Consider the following 17,860-nt stretch of genomic DNA (forward strand, 5'->3'; position numbering starts at 1 on the left):
GATCGCCGTCGGCCGCCTGCCCCGCGCGGCGCAGGCACGCGGCATTTGTCAGTTGGCGGTGTAGCCGCCGTCGACCGGCAGGATGGTTCCGGTGACGTAGCGCGCCTGCTCCGAGGCCAGGAACACCACGGGGCCCGCGATGTCCTGCGGATCGCCCACGCGGCGCAGGAACGTGCGGCGCACCATCCGCTCGCGACGCTCCGCGTCGTCCGCGATGTGGGCGGTCATCGGCGTCATGACCAGCCCGGGTGCGACGGCATTGACGCGCACGCCATGCGGACCGAAGTCGCGCGCCAGAAACTTCGTGAGCTGACCGACCGCCCCCTTCGACGCGCCATAGGCCATGTGGGCCGAGGTCGCCACGAGCGAGGTGATGGACGCCACATTGACGATGGTGCCCCGCGTCTTGCGCAGGCCTTCGGTGCAGGCCACGGTGAGGTTGAGCACGCCCTTGACGTTCACCGCCATCACGTGGTCGATGTCGTCCGAGAGCGACTGCGCCTCGAACGCCGCGCTGCGGCCACCGACGCCCGCGTTGTTCACGAGCACGCCCACGGGGCCCCAGGCTTGCTGCAGGTCGGCGACGACGGCCTCGCACTGCGCGGCGTCGCGCACGTCCAGCGCGTACGGGCGCACGCGGTCCGCCGCATAGCCCGTGCGCGCGGCGGCCTCGCGCGTTTTGTCGGCGTCGATATCGGTCAACGCGACGCGACAGCCGGCCTCCAGCAGGCGGGTCGCAATGGCGAAGCCGATGCCCTGGCTCGCCCCGCTGACCAAGGCCACCGTGTCATCGAACAACGGACGCATTCAATGCCCCTGCTTGGGCAGATCCAGGCGCTGAAGCAATGGAACCCAGCGCTCGGTCTCGGCCTTCACATAGGCGGCCAGCGCCTGCGGCGTTCCGCCTCGCGGCTCCATGCCGATCGCCTGGGAGCGCGCGATGAAGTCCGGATCGACCAGCACCTGGTTGACGGCGCGATTGAGCTTGTCGATGGTGTCCGTGGGCGTGGCGGCCGGCGCGGACAGCGCGTACCACAGCAGGGCCTCGATGTCGTAGCCCTGCTCCTTGAACGTGGGCGCATCGGGCACCTGGGGCAGGCGCTTGGCGTCCATGACGCCCAGCACGCGCATCTTGCCCGCCTTGACGTGCTGCAGCGGCCCGGTGATGGAGGTCCCCTGGATGTCGATCTGGCTGCCCAGCAGCGCCTGCAAGCCGGGCGAATCGCCATTGAACGGAATGTGCGTCGTGCGAATGCCGGCCATGCCTTCGAAGGCCAGCGGCGCCAGGTTGGTCAGGATGGAGGCGCCCGGCGAGCCGCGGTTGATCTTGTCCGGATGGGCCTTGGCATAGGCCACCATTTCCTTGATGTTCTTGTAGGGCAGGTCCGAGCGCCCCACGACGATGGTCGGCTGGTAGGCGATCTGCGTGACGGGCGCGAAGCTCTTCACCGGGTCGTAAGGCAGCTTGTCGTACATCACGGTGTTGCTGGCCAGGATGCTCAGCGAGCTCATGAGCACGGTGGTGCCATCGGGCTTGGAGCGCGCGACGTTGTCGGCTGCCAAGATGCCACTGGCGCCTGGCTTGTTGTCGACGATGGTCTGGGTGCCGCGCCGGGTCAGTTCGGCGGCCAGCAGCCGTGCGTACTGGTCGGTGCCGCCGCCGGCCGCAAAGGGCACGACGATGCGAAGGGGTTGCTGGGCCTGCGCCGTGCCGACGGCGAGGACGAGGCCGAGCAGAAAGCCGCCGAGGCGCTTCCGGGATTGCATGGCGATGTCTCCTGAATGGGGTGCCGAGATGGCTTTCCTCAGTTTAGGAGCGAGGGCTTGGCGGCATGCATCAAGGGATGAAAAGGTGCTTTGTAGTTTCGGGAGGAACGTTCGAGAGGTGTCCACCTACAGTGAACCGCCCTCGGAAGCTGGATGTCAGCTGGCCACCGGCGCTGCACGGGGACGAAACGCAGCTTCATCTTCGCAAGATTTCACAACCTCACATCCATCAGAAGGAAAAGCGACATCGTGAACGTCCTGAAACCACTCCTGTGTGCAGCGGCAATCGGCATTCAAATGGCCACCGCGTCCGCGGCGACACCGCAGCCCTTGCTTGAGCGCGCACTCGCCTTGTCCGATGCAGCCGAGCCCGACGTCATCGCATGGCGTCGCCATCTCCATCAGCACCCAGAACTTGCGTACGCCGAAGTCGAGACGGCCAAGTACATTGCTGCCGCATTGGGCAAGATCCCAGGTGTCGAAGTCCAGACCGGCATCGCCAAGACCGGCATCAAGGCCGTACTGCGTGGCGGCAAGCCCGGCCCGGTGGTTGCGTTGCGCGCCGACATGGACGCCCTGCCTGTCGAGGAGCGCAACGACCTGCCGTTCCGTTCAACGGCCAAGGCTCTGTGGCGTGGCCAGGAAGTTTCGGTGTCGCATGTCTGCGGCCACGACACACACGTAGCCATGCTGCTGGGCGCGGCTCAAGCCCTTTCGGCCATGCGAGAGGATCTGCCCGGCACGGTGGTCTTCCTGTTCCAACCAGCCGAAGAGATCGGCCCCGGCGCCGAAAACCCCAGCGGCGCGCTGGCAATGGTCAAGGCCGGCGTTCTGGACAATCCCAAGGTCGATGTCGTATTGGGCCAGCACATCGGCGCACAAGCGCCCAAGGGCTCCATCTCCTATCGACCTGGTGCCATGCTGGCCAGCATCGACGTGTTCAACATCAAGCTCAACGGCGCTGGTGGGCACGGTGCCGCGCCATGGGCGGCCAACTCTCCCATGTTGGCGGCGGCGGAAATTGCCCTGGGCTTGCAGAACATCGTCAGCCACCGCACCAACCCGACGATCGATGGAGGTGCCACCGTGGTGACGGTAGGCATGCTGCAAAGTGGCAACCGCTTCAACATCCTGCCCGAGACCGCAGAACTCTCGGGCACGGTACGCGCGCTGTCGGCGCAGAACCAGAAGGTCGCCCACGAGCAGATTCGCATGAAAGCCGAGCACATCGCGGCCAGCTACGGCGTCAAGGCCAGTGTCCGCATCGATACCGGTGGGGGCTACGGCGTGCTTGTCAACGATGCGCCGACCACGATGGCGCTCGTCGATGCATTGAAGGCTGCAGCAGGAAAAGACAAGGTCGCGGAGATCTTGCCGTCAATGGGATCGGAAGACTTTGGCGCCTTCGGCGGCACGGGCGTTCCGGTGGTGTTCTGGATTCTGAACGCCTCGCCGTACCCCGATCGGGCCGGCCCGACCAATCATTCGCCATTGTTCACCGTCGATGAATCCGCGATGCGCATCGGGGTGAGAGCCTTGACCAGTGCGACCCTGGCGCAAATGACACGTGCAAGGACAGGCACGCCCTGATGAATCGGATGGTGCAAGCCGCGCGGCACATGCCCTTGGAACTTCGCCCACAACTCGCTGAAGGATTTGCGCATCCAGAAACGCGCCTCCACTGGACGCATAAAGAAAAAGCCGCCGCTCAAGTGAGCAGCGGCTTGATGTGTGTTTCTGTTGGCGCCACTCCGATTCGCCGAGCGAGCGCCGGGCCATTAGCCTAGCCCCAGTGGCCGGTCCATTTCCTTGGGAAACGTCTTCGCGCTCTGGCGGCCGTGCTGACCTCTCGGCGAGGTCGAAGCGTCACGATTGAGGAGACCTCTAGGTGCATGGGCAGCAGAAATGACGAAGGGGTTAGCAACTACTACGCTGCTAACCCCTGTCAATTTTGGTCGGTGTGAAAGGATTCGAACCTTCGACCCCTTGCACCCCATGCAAGTGCGCTACCAGGCTGCGCCACACACCGAAGCTCTCGATTATAGCGGGCTAAATTCAGTGTCCGACAGTCAGAAGCTCACGAATTTCAAAGAGTTCGCGGCGAAGGTGCAACAACTGCGACAGATCGACGCTCTGCGCGGCCGCCGCGGACCCCGGTTCCTCGTGCACGGCGGCGTCGAATTCCTCCTGGCCGATCTCGATGGCCTCCAGGCCTTCGAGCGGCACTTCGCCTGCCTTGCGACGGTCGCGCTCGCCCTGCGTGAGTTCCTGCAGCTTGTTGCGCGCACCGCTGATGGTGAAGCCCTGGTCGTAGAGCAGGTCGCGGATGCGGCGGATCATCAGCACTTCGTGGTGCTGGTAGTAGCGGCGGTTGCCGCGCCGCTTCATCGGGCGCAGCTGCGTGAACTCCTGCTCCCAATAGCGCAGCACGTGCGGCTTCACACCGCAGAGCTCGCCGACCTCACCGATGGTGAAGTAGCGTTTGACGGGAATCGGCGGGAGCGTTTTCTCCATTGAAATCAAGACTGTGCGCAGGAAACCTCATAGATTACTCTACGCGGCCGCACAGCACCAAGCACTATTCCGCGCCCAGACTCCACTCGACTTCGGAAGTGCCGCCCTGCGGCTCCACGCTGCCCTGGATCTGCTCCTTGAGCTTGGCGCTGGCATGGAAGGTGGCCACGCGGCGCTCGCCGATCGGAATGGCTTCGCCAGTGCGCGGGTTGCGCCCGGGACGCGGCGCCTTCACGCGGATCTGGAAGTTGCCGAAGCCCGAAATCTTCACGTCCGTGCCTTCGATCAGGCTGCTGGCCACGAGTTCGAAGAACGCCTCCACCATGTCCTTCGACTCACGCTTGTTCAGGCCGATCTGCTCGAACAGCAGGTCGGCCAGGTGCGCCTTGGTGAGCGCCGGCGTTTCGAGGGCTTCGAGCGTGAATTCGGCGGCGTTCATCTTCATCCTCTCAAGCGGCCGCCCAGGGTGGCGCCCAGTTGTTCGACGATTGCACGGACAGCGGGTTCGACCTGCTCGTCCGTCAGCGTGGCGGCATCGCTCTGGAAGGTCAGGCGCACGGCCATGCTCTTCTCGCCCGGTGCCAGCGCACCCGGCGCCGCCACGGCGCCTTCGCGCAACGGCTGCGGACGGTAGATGTCGAACAGCGTCGCATCGCGCAGCAGGCCAGAGGCGGACGCGCCCGCGCGGATGGCCTGCATCAGCGCGTCATGCGACACCGCTTCGGCCACGACCACCGCGATGTCACGTTCGACGGCCTGGTGCTTGGGCACCGGCTGCGCCACGGGCACGGGCCGCGCCGTGACGGCGTCGAGGTCGAGTTCGAACAGCACGGGCGCCTGGGTGAAGTCCCACTTCTGGCGCCAGCGCGGATGCAGTTCGCCGATGAAGCCGATGGCCTGGCCGTCGAGCAGCACGCGGGCCGAACGGCCGGGGTGCAGCGCGGGGTGCTCGGCCGCTTCGAAGGTCGGCACGCGCGGCGCGAGCAGCGCTTCGACATCACCCTTGACGTCGTAGAAATCGACACGCTGCGGCTTGCCGTCCCAGCGCGATGCCTCGGCATCGCCCCAGGCCAGGCCGGCCACGCGCATGGGCTGGTTCACGCCGCGCACGGTGCTGTCGGTGGTGACGACGCTGTCGTCGCGCAGGAACACGCGGCCCAGCTCGAACACGCGCACGCGCGGTGCCTTGCGGTCCAGGTTGAACTTGAGCACCTGCAGCAGCGAGCCGAGCAGCGACGAGCGCATCACGCTCATCTGGCTGGCGATGGGGTTCAGCAGCTTGACCGGGTTGGCGTTGCCCGCCAGGTCCTGCTCCCAGTGCGCTTCGACAAAACTGAAGTTGATGGCTTCCTGGTAACCCAGCGCGGCGACGCTGCGACGCACCGCGAAGCGGCTGCGCTGCGCCTCGGGCCGCACGCGGGCCGTGATGGGCGCGAGCGGCGCGGTGGTCGGCAGGTTGTTGAAGCCGATCAGGCGCGCCACTTCTTCGATGAGGTCTTCCTCGATCAGCAGGTCGAAGCGGTGCGGCGGCGGCGTGACGGTCAGCGTGCCTTCGCCTTCGGTGATCGCGAAACCGAGGCGATGGAGGGCGTCGGCACATTGCGCCTGCGTCAGCGGCATGCCGATGACGCGCGCGGCACGGGCCACGCGCAGCGTGACGGGCGCGGCTTCGGGCAGGCGCAAAGTCTGGTCGTCCATCTTGCCGGCTTCGCCGCCGCAGATCTCGACAACCAGTTGCGTGATGCGCTCGATGATCTGCACGGTGCGGCTCGGGTCGACGCCGCGCTCGTAGCGGTGGCCGGCGTCGGTCGAGAAGTTGAAGCGACGCGAACGGCCCTGCACGGCCTCGGGCCACCAGAACGCGGCCTCGACGTAGATGTTGCGCGTGTCGTCAGTCACAGAGGTGGCATCGCCGCCCATGATGCCGGCGAGCGACTCGACCTCGCGGTCGTCGGCGATCACGCCGACCTTCTCGTCGACGGTGATCGTCGTGCCGTTGAGCAGCTTGAGCTGCTCGCCCGCCTTGCCCCAGCGCACCGTGAGGCCGCCGTGGATCTTGTCGAGGTCGAAGATGTGGCTGGGCTGGCCGTACTCGAACATCACGTAGTTCGAGATGTCAACCAGCGGCGTCACGCTGCGCTGGCCGCAGCGCGCGAGGCGCTCGACCATCCACGCGGGCGTGGCGACCTTGGTGTTCACGCCGCGCACGATGCGGCCCGAGAAGCGGCCGCACAGGTCGGGTGCCTCGACCTTGACGGGCAATACATCGGAGAACGACGTGGCCACGGGTGCAATGGCCGGCGTCTTCAGCGGTGCGCCGGTGAGTGCGGCGAGTTCGCGCGCCACGCCGTACACGCTGAGGCCGTGCGCCAGGTTCGGCGTGAGCTTGAGCGTGAGCAGCGCGTCGTCGAGCTTGAGCACGTCGCGCACGTCGGCGCCGATGGGGGCGTCAGCGTCGAGTTCGAGCAGGCCGCCGTGGTCTTCGCTCAGCTTCAGCTCACGCGCCGAGCACAGCATGCCCTGACTCTCGACGCCGCGCAGCTTGCCCAGCTTGATGAGGAAGGGCTTGCCGTCTTCACCCGGGGGCAGTTCGGCGCCGACGAGGGCGCACGGCACCTTGATGCCGACGCGCGCATTGGGCGCGCCGCACACGATGTTGAGCAAGGCGCCCTGCCCCACGTCGACCTGGCACACGCGCAGGCGATCGGCATTCGGGTGCTGCTCGGCTTCCTTGATTTCGCCGACCACGATGCGCGTGAAAGGCGGGGCCACCGGACGGCGCTCTTCGACCTCGAAGCCGCCCATGGTGAGCGTTTCGGCCAGTGCGGCGCTGTCGAGGGGCGGGTTGCAGAACTCGCGCAGCCAGGATTCCGGGAATTGCATCTCTTCGATCTCGATCTGGTTTTTCTATCTGTGGAGGGGGCGTGCTTACTGGAACTGCGAGAGAAAACGCAGGTCGCCGTCGAAGAACAGGCGCAGGTCGTTCACGCCGTAGCGCAGCATGGTGAGCCGGTCGGGGCCCATGCCGAAGGCAAAGCCGATGTAGCGCTCGGGATCGAGGCCCATGTTGCGCACCACGTTCGGGTGCACCTGGCCCGAGCCGGCGACTTCGAGCCAGCGGCCGGCCAGCGGGCCGCTCGCGAACTGGATGTCGATCTCGGCGCTCGGCTCGGTGAACGGGAAGAAGCTCGGACGGAAGCGCAGCACGAGGTCGTCGCGCTCGAAGAAGGTGCGGCAGAAGTCGGTGAAGACGACCTTCAGGTCCTTGAAGCTGACGTTCTCGCCGAGCCACAGGCCTTCGCACTGGTGGAACATGGGCGAGTGCGTGGCGTCGCTGTCGACGCGGTAGGTGCGGCCCGGCGCGATCACGCGGATCTCGGGCGCCTTCACGGTGCCGGTGGTGTCGGCGGCGGCAGCGGCGAACTCGGCCGCGTACTTCTTGGTGTGCTGGTGGGCGTAGCGCACCTGCATCGGGCTGGTGTGCGGACGCAGGTTGTAGGGAATGCCGTCGTCGCCCTTGAGGTCGACGTAGAAGGTGTCCTGCATCGAACGCGCCGGGTGGTTCGGCGGGTTGTTGAGCGAGGTGAAGCTGTGCCAGTCGCTCTCGATCTCGGGGCCGTCGGCCACGTCGAAGCCCATGCTCGAGAAGATCTCCTCGATGCGCTCCAGGGTGCGGCTCACGGGGTGCAGTCCGCCGCCGGCGCGGTGACGGCCGGGCAGGCTCACGTCGAGCGCTTCGGCGCGCAGCTGCAGCGAGAGTTCTTCGTCGGCGAGTTGCTGGCGGCGGTCGGTCAGTGCGGCCTCGATGGCCTGCTTGCCGACGTTGATCGCGGCGCCGCGGGACTTCTTCTCTTCGACACTCAGCGCGGCCATGCCCTTCATCAGCTCGGTGATGCGGCCCGACTTGCCAAGGAACTGGGCCTTGGCGTTTTCGAGCTCTGCGGGCGTTTTCGCTTCAGCGAAGGCGGCGCGTGCGGTGTCGACCAGGGAGTCCAACTCGTTCATAGCAACAAAAATCTTCGAGGGGAAATAAAAAAGAGCTGGAGCCTTTTCAAGCGCCAGCCCTTGAGCCGTGGGCGCAAGAAGCCGTCCGGAGACGGCGACCTGCTGTGCAAAATCAAGCAGCCAGCTTGGCCTTGACCTGCTCCACGATGCCGGCAAAAGCGGCCTTGTCGTGCACGGCGATGTCCGCAAGCATCTTGCGGTCGATCTCGATACCGGCCTTGCGGATGCCGTTGGCGAACTGGCTGTAGGTCAGGCCCAGTTCACGCGAGGCGGCGTTGATACGCGCGATCCACAGCTGACGGAACACGCGCTTCTTGGTACGGCGGTCACGGTAGGCATATTGCCCAGCCTTCATCACCGCCTGTTTGGCGACGCGGAAGACATTACCGCGGCGACCGCGAAAACCCTTGGCGAGTGCGAGAACTTTTTTGTGGCGGGCGCGAGCCGTTACACCACGTTTGACGCGAGGCATGTGTGTACTCCTTGTTCGTCTGAGTTAAATGCCACGACCGGGCAGCATGGCGGCGACAGAAACCATGTTGGTCTCATGCACTGCGACTGCACCACGCAGGTGACGCTTGTTCTTGGTGGTCTTCTTCGTCAAGATGTGACGCTTGAAGGCTTGACCGCGCTTGACGGTGCCACCGGGACGAACGCGGAAACGTTTTTTCGCGCTGCTCTTGGTCTTCATTTTGGGCATGTGAATGCTCCTTTAGTTTGTGCTCGTGAGGCGCCGCGGATACTCCACGGACTTGTTGGCCCCGAGACACTTCTTTATCTCGCCCCCGCCTGCACTTCTTTCGAAATGCGGGCCAGGGCGAAATCCCTTCAAAACCCGTCTACTGCAAATGCCTCAGGCGGTTGCCGTGGGCGCTGCTGCCGGCGCAGCATCTGCTGCCGGCTTCGGCGCCGCGCCGCCAACCTTCTTGCGGCCCGGAGCGATCATCATGATCATCTGACGGCCTTCCAGCTTCGGGAACTGCTCGACCATGATCGTGTCGCCCAGCTCGTCGCGAATGCGCTGCAAGAGTGCCAGACCGAGCTCCTGGTGCGTGATCTCGCGGCCGCGGAAGCGCAGCGTGATCTTGCATTTGTCGCCCTCTTCAAGAAAGCGCCTGATGTTGCGCATCTTGATGTTGTAGTCGCCATCGTCGGTACCGGGCCGGAACTTGATTTCCTTGACCTCGATGACCTTCTGCTTCGACTTCGCCTCGGCTGCCTTTTTCTGCTCGTGGTACTTGAACTTTCCGTACTCGATCAGGCGGCACACGGGCGGATTGGCCGCAGCAACGACCTCCACCAGATCCACGTCAGCCTCACCCGCAAGGCGCAAGGCTTCGGAAAGGCTCATGACACCCAATGGCTCGTTTTCCGGGCCGACCAGGCGGACTTCCGGGGCCATGATTTCCCGGTTCAGGCGGTGTTGGCGTTCCTCGCGGTGGCGGCGGTCGCGAAATGCAGTAGCGATGGTCAGAATCCTTCAAAGTTTGCTACAAAATCTGTAGCGATCGCCGCTCAGTCTTCGCGGACAGGCGGCACGAGATGGCAGAGAAACATATGGGGTGTTTCAGAGACAAATCAACGCTTGTCAGCAACGTCCTGGACGAGCCGTTGCGTGAACGATTCGAGGGACATTGCACCGAGGTCTTGATTGCCCCGGGCGCGCACTGCGACGGCACCTGCTTCCTTTTCCTTGTCACCCACGACGAGGATGTAAGGGAGCTTTTGCAACGAATGCTTCCGTATTTTATACGTAATCTTTTCGTTGTGCAGATCCAGCTGAACTCTAAGCCCTTGATTTTGCAGCGTTTTCGCAACTTGCGCAGCGTAATCGGCCTGTCCTTCGCTGATATTGAGCACCGCCACCTGCACCGGAGCGAGCCATGCGGGCATGGCGCCGGAGTGGTGTTCGATCAGCATGCCGATGAAGCGCTCGAGGCTACCGACGATGGCGCGGTGCAGCATCACCGGGTGGGCGCGGCCGCTCGACTCCGTGACGTACTCACCGCCCAGGCGCTCCGCCGTGTTGAAGTCGACCTGCATCGTGCCGCACTGCCAGTGGCGGCCGATGGCGTCGCGCAGCGTGTACTCGATCTTCGGGCCGTAGAAGGCGCCGTCGCCGGGCGAGATGACGAAGTCCACGCCCGAGCGGCGCAGCGATTCCATCACCGCGTGCTCGGCCTTGTCCCACAGTTCGTCGGAGCCGACGCGGTTCTCGGGCCGCGTCGCGACCTTGTAGAGGATGTCCGTGAAGCCGAAGTCGGCATAGACCTTCTGCAGCTGCGCCGTGTAGGCGATGCATTCGTCGAGGATCTGGTCTTCCGTGCAGAAGATGTGGCCGTCGTCCTGCGTGAAGCCGCGCACGCGCATGATGCCGTGCAGCGCGCCGCTGGGTTCGTTGCGGTGGCACTGGCCGAACTCGCCGTAGCGCAGCGGCAGGTCGCGGTAGCTGCGCAGGTCGCTCTTGAAGATCAGCACGTGGCCCGGGCAGTTCATCGGCTTGAGCGCGTACTCGCGCTTCTCCGACTCCGTCGTGAACATGTTGTCGCGGTAGTTCTGCCAGTGGCCCGTCTTCTCCCACAGGCTCTTGTCCAGGATCTGCGGGCCCTTCACTTCCCAGTAGCCCGTGTCGCGGTAGATGCCGCGCATGTACTGCTCGACCTGCTGCCAGACCGCCCAACCCTTGGGGTGCCAGAACACCACGCCCGGCGCCACTTCGTCGATGTGGAACAGGTCGAGTTCCTTGCCCAGCTTGCGGTGGTCGCGCTTCTCGGCTTCCTCGATGCGCTGGATGTACTGGTCGAGCTGCTTCTTGTCAGCCCAAGCCGTACCGTAGATGCGCTGCAGCTGCTCGTTCTTGGCGTCGCCGCGCCAGTAGGCGCCGGCCAGCTTCGTGAGCTTGAACACCTTCAGGAAGCGCGTGTTCGGCACGTGCGGGCCGCGGCACATGTCGACGTATTCCTGGTGGTAGTACAGGCCCATGGCCTGCTCGTCGGGCATGTCTTCGACCAGGCGCAGCTTGTAGTCCTCGCCGCGCGACTTGAAGACCTCGATGACTTCCGCGCGCGGCGTCATCTTCTTGATCACGTCGTAGTCCTTCGCGATCAGCTCGCGCATGCGCGCCTCGATGGCGGCCATGTCCTCGGGCGTGAACGGGCGCTCGAACGAGATGTCGTAGTAGAAGCCTTCGTCGATCACCGGCCCGATGACCATCTTGGCCGTCGGGTACAGCTGCTTCACCGCATGGCCGACCAGGTGGGCCGTCGAGTGGCGAATGATCTCCAGGCCCTCGTCATCCTTGGGCGTGATGATCTGCAGCCTGGCGTCACGGTCGATGACGTCGCTGGCATCGACGAGCTTGCCGTCGATCTTGCCGGCCACCGTCATCTTGGCGAGGCCGGGGCCGATGGACTGGGCCACTTCGGCCACCGAAACCGGGCCGGGGAACTCGCGGCGCGAGTTGTCGGGGAGCGTGATCTGGATCATGTGAAAACCTCGGGGAGAAAAACAAAAAAGCGCGGTGGATGCCGCGCTTTGCTTGGTTGGTGCGCTGGAAAAACCAGCGAGCGCGGGGCTACCGGCCCTTTCCTTCGAAGAAGAAAAAGCCGCTGAATCCTTGCGGGGTAGTTCGCGGTGTCATAACCAAGGTGCCTTTCTCGCTCTTGTTGAGTGCAGAGTGGGCGATTCTAGCCGCTGCCCGCTTCAGCCGCGCGCCTCGAACAGGAGGCTGGAAACGCACTGTCCGACCGGCCCGTCGCGGTCGTGCAGCTGCCCGACGGCATAGCCCGTACCCATCGGCCCCGCAAGCGTGAGGGCATCGACCAGCACCCAGTCGCCGCGCGGCGCCCGCCGCAGGTTGATCGTCAGGTCGGCATTGACGAAACCCAGCCGCGCCGGATGCGCCCACTGCGAGATGCCCGCCACGAGATCGGCCGCCGAGGCCACCTGGGCCAGCGGCGATGCGGCCTCAGCGTCGACCAGCGGCCGGCCCAGGCGCAGCCACGCGGCAGCCGGGCCGGGCTCGAGAATCTGCCCGCGTGCCATGCGCACGTCCACGCCGGCAAAGAACGGGCTCATGCGGGACGCCACCGCGGGAATGGGCGCGCCCTCTTCCGGCGGCGCGAATGTCGCGGCGGCGAAGGCGTCGGCGTCGGCGGCCGGCAGTGCGGGCCTCTGCCCGCTGCGCAGCAGCAAGGCGGTGCAACGCAGCACGGACTTGCCATCCTGGACCATGTCGAACGCCACCGTGCGCGCCTTGGCGCCGTCTCGCAATAGGGTGAATTCAAGCGTGATCGGTGCCCGGCTCACCGGGCGCCAGAAATCGAAGCTCAACCGAGCCACCTCGCGGCCGCGGCTCGCCTCGTGCGCCTGGAGTGCGCGCACGAGCAGCGCGGCAGTCGCGCTGCCCTGCAGGGCGTCGGCGGACCACGGGCCGATGGCCGCCTCGGTGGGCACGAAGCGTTCGCCATCGCTGACGAACACCGGGTCGCCGATAGGTGTCGTCATGGGCTGCGTCTGCACGCTCACGACGCCGCGGCCGCCACGTTCTTGAGGCCCAGCACCTCGATCGGCTCGATCGAGGGCGGTCCGGCGAACAGCTCGGGCGCCTGCGCCATCAGGGCCTGGGCGATCGGGCCGGTCAGGTGGGCCTGGCGGCCGGCCTCGTCCTCGAACGCGTCGAACACGCCGAAGGTGCTGGGCGACAGCCGCAGCGCAAACCAGATCGGCGTGGTCTTTTCCTCGCGCGCCATGGCCAGGCCGGCCTCGAGGAATTGCTGGACGGCGGCTTCCTTGCCGGGCTTGGCTTCAAGGCGGGCAAACAGTGCGAACTTGATCATGGGACATCTCCTGGGTGGACAACAACGGCGCACGGGATTGCGCGGCGCTGGCATGGACTCTAGGCAAGCCCCGCCCTCTGGACCATTGGCTTTTTTGACATCTTTGGTATCGTTATTGCCATGAAACTCGATGTCCTCGCCCTCGACGGCGTGTTCGACTCCGGCCTGGCCACGGTGCTCGACGTCTTCACCACCGCGAACGAACTCGCCGCCATGCTGCAGCTCGACGTGGCGCCTTTCGACGTCACCATCGTGGGCACCCGCAAGCGCGTGCGCACCGCCCAGGGTTTCACCGTGCCGGTGACGCACACGCTGGCCGACACCGGCGCCGCCACCGACTGGCTCGTCGTCCCAGCGCTCGGCTGCAAGATGCCCGAGACGCTGGAGCCCGCCCTGCAACGCGCCGACGTCCGCGATGCCTGCGCGGCACTGCGCGCGCGCGCCGAAGGCGGCGGCTGCATCGCCGCGGCGTGCATCGGCACCTTCGTGCTGGCGGAAGCCGGCGTGCTCGCGGGCCACAAGGCGACCACCACCTGGTGGCTGGCCACCCTCTTCCGGCAGCGCTACCCGGCGGTGCTGCTCGACGATTCGCGCATGTTGGTCAGCTCGGGGGCGCTCGTCACGGCGGGCGCGGCGCTGAGCCACGTCGACATGGCGCTGTGGCTGGTGCGCCAGGCCAGCCCCGAACTCGCGGCGCTGGTCGCGCGCTACCTCATCGTGGACTCGCGCCCCTCGCAGTCGGCCTACGTGATCTCCGACCATCTCTCGCACGCCGACCCGCTGGTGGAGCGCTTCGAACGCTGGGCGCGCGGCCGGCTGGCCGAGGGTTTCTCGCTCGACGAAGCGGCGCAAGCCGCGGGCACCAGCAAGCGCACGCTGGCCCGGCGCATGCAGCAGGTGCTGGGCAAGAGCCCGCTGTCGTAAGTGCAGGACCTGCGCGTCGAACGCGCCGTGCACCTGCTCAAGACCAGCAACAAGAGCCTCGAGCAGATCGCGGGCATGGTCGGCTACGCAGACGGCGTCACCTTGCGCACGCTGCTGCGCCAGCGGCTGGGGCGCGGCGTGCGCGAGGTGCGGCTCGAAACCTGAGCCTGGCCCGTCGAGCACCCACGAAAAAGCCCGGCACGAGGCCGGGCTTGGCGGCGACAGCGCAACGCGCCGTCACTCAGCGATCAGCGAAGGCAGCTCAGTGGAACTGTTCTTCTTCGGTCGAACCGGTCAGCGCCTTCACGCTGGACGAGCCGCCCTGGATCACGGTGGTCACGTCATCGAAGTAGCCGGCGCCGACTTCCTGCTGGTGCGACACGAAGGTGTAGCCCTTGTCGCGTGCGGCGAACTCGGGTTCCTGCACCATGTTCACGTAGTGCTTCATGCCTTCGCCGCGGGCATAGGCGTGGGCGAACTGGAAGGTGTTGAACCAGTTGATGTGGATGCCGGCCAGCGTGATGAACTGGTACTTGTAGCCCAGCGCCGACAGGTCTTCCTGGAACGATGCGATCTGCTTGTCGTCCAGGTTCTTCTTCCAGTTGAACGACGGCGAGCAGTTGTACGACAGCAGCTTGCCGGGGCAGGCGGCGTGCACGGCTTGCGCGAATTCACGGGCGAAGCCGATGTCCGGCACGCCGGTTTCGCACCACACCAGGTCGGCGTACGGTGCGTAGGCAACGCCGCGGCTGATGGCTTGCTCCAGGCCGTTCTTGACGCGGTAGAAGCCTTCTTGCGTGCGCTCGCCCGTCAGGAAAGGCTTGTCGTTGGCGTCGTGGTCGGACGTGATCAGGTTCGCGGCTTCCGCGTCGGTGCGGGCCAGAACGATGGTCGACACGCCCATGACGTCAGCAGCGAAACGTGCCGAGATCAGCTTCTCGCAGGCTTCCTGCGTCGGCACGAGCACCTTGCCGCCCATGTGACCGCACTTCTTGACGGCAGCCAGCTGGTCTTCGAAGTGCACGCCGGCAGCGCCCGACGCGATCATGTTCTTCATCAGCTCGAAAGCGTTCAGCACGCCGCCGAAGCCGGCTTCTGCGTCGGCCACGACCGGCAGGAAGTAGTCGATGAATTCCTTGTCGCCCGGGTTGATGCCACGGCCCCACTGGATTTCGTCAGCGCGCTTGAAGGTGTTGTTGATGCGACGGACCATCGTCGGCACCGAGTCGTAGGCGTACAGCGACTGGTCGGGGTACATCGTTTCCGAGGTGTTGCCGTCGGCGGCGACTTGCCAGCCCGACAGGTACACGGCTTCCAGGCCGGCCTTGGCCTGCTGCATGGCTTGGCCAGCAGAGATCGCGCCGAAGGCGTTCACGTAGCCCTTCTTGGCACCGCCGTTGATCTTGTCCCAGAGCTTTTCAGCGCCGCGCTTGGCCAGCGTGTGCTCGATGGGGAGCGAACCACGCAGGCGAACCACGTCGGCTGCGCTGTAGCCGCGCTTCACGCCCTTCCAGCGCGGGTTGGTGGCCCAGTCCTTTTCGAGGGCGGCAATTTGCTGTTCGCGGCTCAGTTGTTCGTTCAGGGTCTGGGGCATGGTCACTCCGTGAGGTTGATTGAAGGTTGGCGTTGCGGCCGTGGGGTTACTGTAATCCGATTGAGGACTCTTATGTCTTATAGAAGACATATTTTTGAGTCAACAAAATCAACAACTTATGGAGATATTTCTCAATGAGAAATTATTTTTCTCATATCGAGAAAAAATATTGCGGCGCAGCAGTTCGAGTTTTCGCGATGCGGAATCACTCTTTCGGTTGTGAAAACGAACGCGCTTCCGCCGCGATGTCCGCCGCATGCGCGATCCAGTCGCAGCCGTCGATCACGCGACGGCCCGCGATGCGCGTCGGATGGATCTCGTAGACCAGGCAGTCGATCGATTGCACGCCCACCGCCACGCGCACGCTGCGCCGGATGTACTCCCCCGAATCGTCGTCGGCCACTTCTTCGAGCCGGTCGAGTTCGCGCTCGACCTCCAGCGTGATGCGGTAGACCTCGCCCTTCACGCGCCCTGCCCCGCCAAGCACCACGCCCGGGTACGCACCCAGGTCGTACAGCGTGCCAGCGATGAAGGCCTCGCCGACGAACACCGGCGCCGGCCGGTAGCGCGCGATGTCGTTGCGCCCGCCGCGCCGCAGCGTGCCGTAGACAAGAACGTGGGGCATCATCGAATCCATCCGATCAACAACCAGCGCCCAGTCTATTGAACCCCGCCGCTTCCACCTCCGGCCGCCTCGTGGCCTACGGCTGCCTGGCCTTGAGCATGTCGCTCGTCGGCATCTACGTCGCCCTCTCCAAGCCGCTGGTGGCCGCCTTCCCGGTGCTGCTGCTGGCCTGGTTGCGCTTCGGCATCGCGGCGCTCGCCATGCCGCATTGGCTCCAGCCCGCGCCCGACGAGCCGCCCATGAGCGCACGCACGCGCGGGCTCGTCTTCCTCGAGTCCTTCCTCGGCAACTTCCTGTTCTCGATCTGCATGCTGTTCGGCGTGAGCCTCACGAGCGCCGTGTCTGCGGGCGTGATCATGGCGTCGATCCCCGCCGTGGTCGCTGTGGCCAGCTGGCTCTTCCTGCGCGAGCGCATCACGGTGCGCATCGGCCTGGCCATTGCCTGCGCGGCACTGGGCATCGGCCTGCTCGCGTTCACGCCGACGCATGCACCGACCGCCACCGGCAGCGCGGCCGGTGCGCCGTCGATGCCCTGGCTGGGCAACCTGCTCGTGTTCTGCGCGGTGCTCTGCGAGGCCGCCTACGCGGTGATCGGCAAGTCGCTCACCGGCAAGCTGGGGCCCAAGCGCATCGCGTCGCTCATCAACCTGTGGGGCTTCGTGCTGTCGATGCCCTTCGGCATCTGGTTCGCGCTGCAGTTCGACTTCACCGCCGTGCGCTTCGGCACCTGGGCGCTGCTGGTCGCCTACGCACTGGCCGCCAGCATCTGGACCGTGTGGCTGTGGATGACCGGACTTCGCCACGTACCAGCGGCACAAGCGGGTGTCTTCACTGTGCTGCTGCCCGTCAGCGCGGCCCTCGTGGGCGTGCTCGTGCTCGGGGAAAACCTCACTTCGCCGCAGCTGCTTGCCTTCGCGATCGCCCTCGTGGGCGTGGTGCTGGCGACGTGGCCGGGGCGACGAACGTGAACAACGTCCCTTCTCCCCTCTGAAAAAACAACAGCTCCCAATGAAAAAAGCGCTTTTTCCCTTGGAAACGCGTTTTTTCTCATTTAGCATCCGCATTGCCACTGGAGACGCAAGTTTTTCATTGGTGAACGTTCAACCAAAAAAGGAAATCAACCATGGCAACTGCAAAGAAGGCTCCGGCCAAGAAAGCTCCGGCAAAGAAGGCCGCTCCCGCAAAGAAGGCTGCGGCTCCTGCAAAGAAGGCCGCACCGGCCAAGAAGGCAGCGGCGCCCGCCAAGAAGGCTGCTCCTGCAAAGAAGGCTGCACCGGCGAAGAAGGCTCCTGCAAAGAAGGCCGCTCCCGCCAAGAAGCGCACCCCCAACGCTGCGTTCATGAAGGCCCTGACCCCCAGCCCGGCTCTGGCCGCTGTGGTCGGTTCGACGCCTCTGCCGCGCACCGCTGTGGTGAGCAAGCTGTGGGACTACATCAAGAAGAACAACCTGCAAGACAAGGCCAACAAGCGCAACATCAACGCCGACGCCAAGCTGAAGGAAATCTTCGGCAAGGCCCAGGTTTCGATGTTCGAACTGGCTGCGCTGATTGGCAAACACGTCAAGTAAGCGTTCGGGGGCCTCGTGCTCCTGAG

The 17,860-nt window shown here is 65.2% G+C and carries 17 protein-coding genes, 1 tRNA gene and 1 pseudogene; 4 read left to right on the forward strand and 15 right to left on the reverse strand.

Features of this window, described 5'->3' with window-relative positions:
- Nucleotides 1-48: 48 nt before the first annotated feature.
- Both AC3WQR_RS01365 and AC3WQR_RS01370 read right to left on the reverse strand, forming a co-directional pair.
- Nucleotides 49-807, reverse strand: a complete 759-nt coding sequence (locus AC3WQR_RS01365) for an SDR family NAD(P)-dependent oxidoreductase (RefSeq protein WP_447745608.1) — start codon at nt 805-807, stop codon at nt 49-51.
- Entirely contained in the window at nt 808-1,767 is a 960-nt protein-coding gene (locus AC3WQR_RS01370) for a Bug family tripartite tricarboxylate transporter substrate binding protein (RefSeq protein ID WP_447745611.1), read from the reverse strand.
- Between the two features lie 249 nt (nt 1,768-2,016).
- On the opposite strand from AC3WQR_RS01370, the gene AC3WQR_RS01375 reads away from it, so the two are divergent.
- Nucleotides 2,017-3,357 carry a M20 metallopeptidase family protein gene (locus tag AC3WQR_RS01375; protein WP_447745614.1) on the forward strand — a complete coding sequence of 447 codons (1,341 nt, stop codon included), beginning with the start codon at nt 2,017-2,019 and terminating at the stop codon, nt 3,355-3,357.
- 362 nt (nt 3,358-3,719) lie between these two features.
- Here AC3WQR_RS01375 and AC3WQR_RS01380 read toward each other — a convergent pair.
- From AC3WQR_RS01380 to AC3WQR_RS01430, 11 genes are all read right to left on the reverse strand, one after another.
- A tRNA-Pro gene (locus tag AC3WQR_RS01380) sits at nt 3,720-3,796 on the reverse strand.
- 26 nt (nt 3,797-3,822) lie between these two features.
- A complete protein-coding gene (locus tag AC3WQR_RS01385) occupies nt 3,823-4,281 on the reverse strand; it encodes a MerR family transcriptional regulator (RefSeq protein ID WP_139702245.1) in 459 nt (152 codons plus the stop codon).
- 64 nt (nt 4,282-4,345) lie between these two features.
- Nucleotides 4,346-4,720: an integration host factor subunit alpha gene (locus tag AC3WQR_RS01390; RefSeq protein ID WP_095747662.1), complete on the reverse strand. Its 375-nt coding sequence runs from the start codon at nt 4,718-4,720 to the stop codon at nt 4,346-4,348.
- A gap of 2 nt (nt 4,721-4,722) precedes the next feature.
- Entirely contained in the window at nt 4,723-7,164 is a 2,442-nt protein-coding gene (pheT, locus tag AC3WQR_RS01395) for a phenylalanine--tRNA ligase subunit beta (RefSeq protein ID WP_447745618.1), read from the reverse strand.
- 45 nt (nt 7,165-7,209) lie between these two features.
- Nucleotides 7,210-8,286 (reverse strand): phenylalanine--tRNA ligase subunit alpha, encoded by a 1,077-nt coding sequence (gene pheS, locus AC3WQR_RS01400; protein ID WP_056579739.1) that lies wholly within the window; start codon nt 8,284-8,286, stop codon nt 7,210-7,212.
- Nucleotides 8,287-8,398: 112 nt separating this feature from the next.
- Entirely contained in the window at nt 8,399-8,758 is a 360-nt protein-coding gene (gene rplT / locus AC3WQR_RS01405) for a 50S ribosomal protein L20 (protein ID WP_007832499.1), read from the reverse strand.
- Nucleotides 8,759-8,782: 24 nt separating this feature from the next.
- Nucleotides 8,783-8,986, reverse strand: coding sequence for a 50S ribosomal protein L35 (gene rpmI / locus AC3WQR_RS01410; protein WP_007832497.1), 204 nt, complete (start codon nt 8,984-8,986; stop codon nt 8,783-8,785).
- Between the two features lie 153 nt (nt 8,987-9,139).
- On the reverse strand, nt 9,140-9,763 hold the full coding sequence (infC, locus tag AC3WQR_RS01415; RefSeq protein WP_082818065.1) for a translation initiation factor IF-3: 624 nt from the start codon (nt 9,761-9,763) through the stop codon (nt 9,140-9,142).
- 101 nt (nt 9,764-9,864) lie between these two features.
- Nucleotides 9,865-11,772 carry a threonine--tRNA ligase gene (thrS, locus tag AC3WQR_RS01420; protein WP_492740947.1) on the reverse strand — a complete coding sequence of 636 codons (1,908 nt, stop codon included), beginning with the start codon at nt 11,770-11,772 and terminating at the stop codon, nt 9,865-9,867.
- A 216-nt stretch (nt 11,773-11,988) separates the two neighbouring features.
- Nucleotides 11,989-12,792 (reverse strand): thioesterase family protein, encoded by an 804-nt coding sequence (locus tag AC3WQR_RS01425; protein ID WP_492740948.1) that lies wholly within the window; start codon nt 12,790-12,792, stop codon nt 11,989-11,991.
- A 17-nt stretch (nt 12,793-12,809) separates the two neighbouring features.
- Nucleotides 12,810-13,124 (reverse strand): putative quinol monooxygenase, encoded by a 315-nt coding sequence (locus AC3WQR_RS01430; RefSeq protein WP_070061263.1) that lies wholly within the window; start codon nt 13,122-13,124, stop codon nt 12,810-12,812.
- Nucleotides 13,125-13,244: 120 nt separating this feature from the next.
- Here AC3WQR_RS01430 and AC3WQR_RS01435 point away from each other — a divergent pair.
- Nucleotides 13,245-14,213: pseudogene (locus tag AC3WQR_RS01435) on the forward strand (GlxA family transcriptional regulator).
- A 97-nt stretch (nt 14,214-14,310) separates the two neighbouring features.
- Here AC3WQR_RS01435 and aceA read toward each other — a convergent pair.
- Together aceA and AC3WQR_RS01445 are read right to left on the reverse strand one after the other, a co-directional pair.
- On the reverse strand, nt 14,311-15,642 hold the full coding sequence (gene aceA, locus AC3WQR_RS01440; protein WP_099790869.1) for an isocitrate lyase: 1,332 nt from the start codon (nt 15,640-15,642) through the stop codon (nt 14,311-14,313).
- 205 nt (nt 15,643-15,847) lie between these two features.
- Nucleotides 15,848-16,270 carry a gamma-glutamylcyclotransferase family protein gene (locus AC3WQR_RS01445; protein ID WP_447745632.1) on the reverse strand — a complete coding sequence of 141 codons (423 nt, stop codon included), beginning with the start codon at nt 16,268-16,270 and terminating at the stop codon, nt 15,848-15,850.
- A gap of 35 nt (nt 16,271-16,305) precedes the next feature.
- Between AC3WQR_RS01445 and AC3WQR_RS01450 the strand changes: the two genes are divergently transcribed.
- Nucleotides 16,306-17,235: a DMT family transporter gene (locus AC3WQR_RS01450; protein WP_447745634.1), complete on the forward strand. Its 930-nt coding sequence runs from the start codon at nt 16,306-16,308 to the stop codon at nt 17,233-17,235.
- Nucleotides 17,236-17,390: 155 nt separating this feature from the next.
- Nucleotides 17,391-17,834 carry an SWIB/MDM2 domain-containing protein gene (locus tag AC3WQR_RS01455; RefSeq protein WP_062473465.1) on the forward strand — a complete coding sequence of 148 codons (444 nt, stop codon included), beginning with the start codon at nt 17,391-17,393 and terminating at the stop codon, nt 17,832-17,834.
- Nucleotides 17,835-17,860: the final 26 nt, after the last annotated feature.

The sequence above is a fragment of the Variovorax sp. FW305-3-2-15-B-LB1 genome, assembly GCF_058787635.1.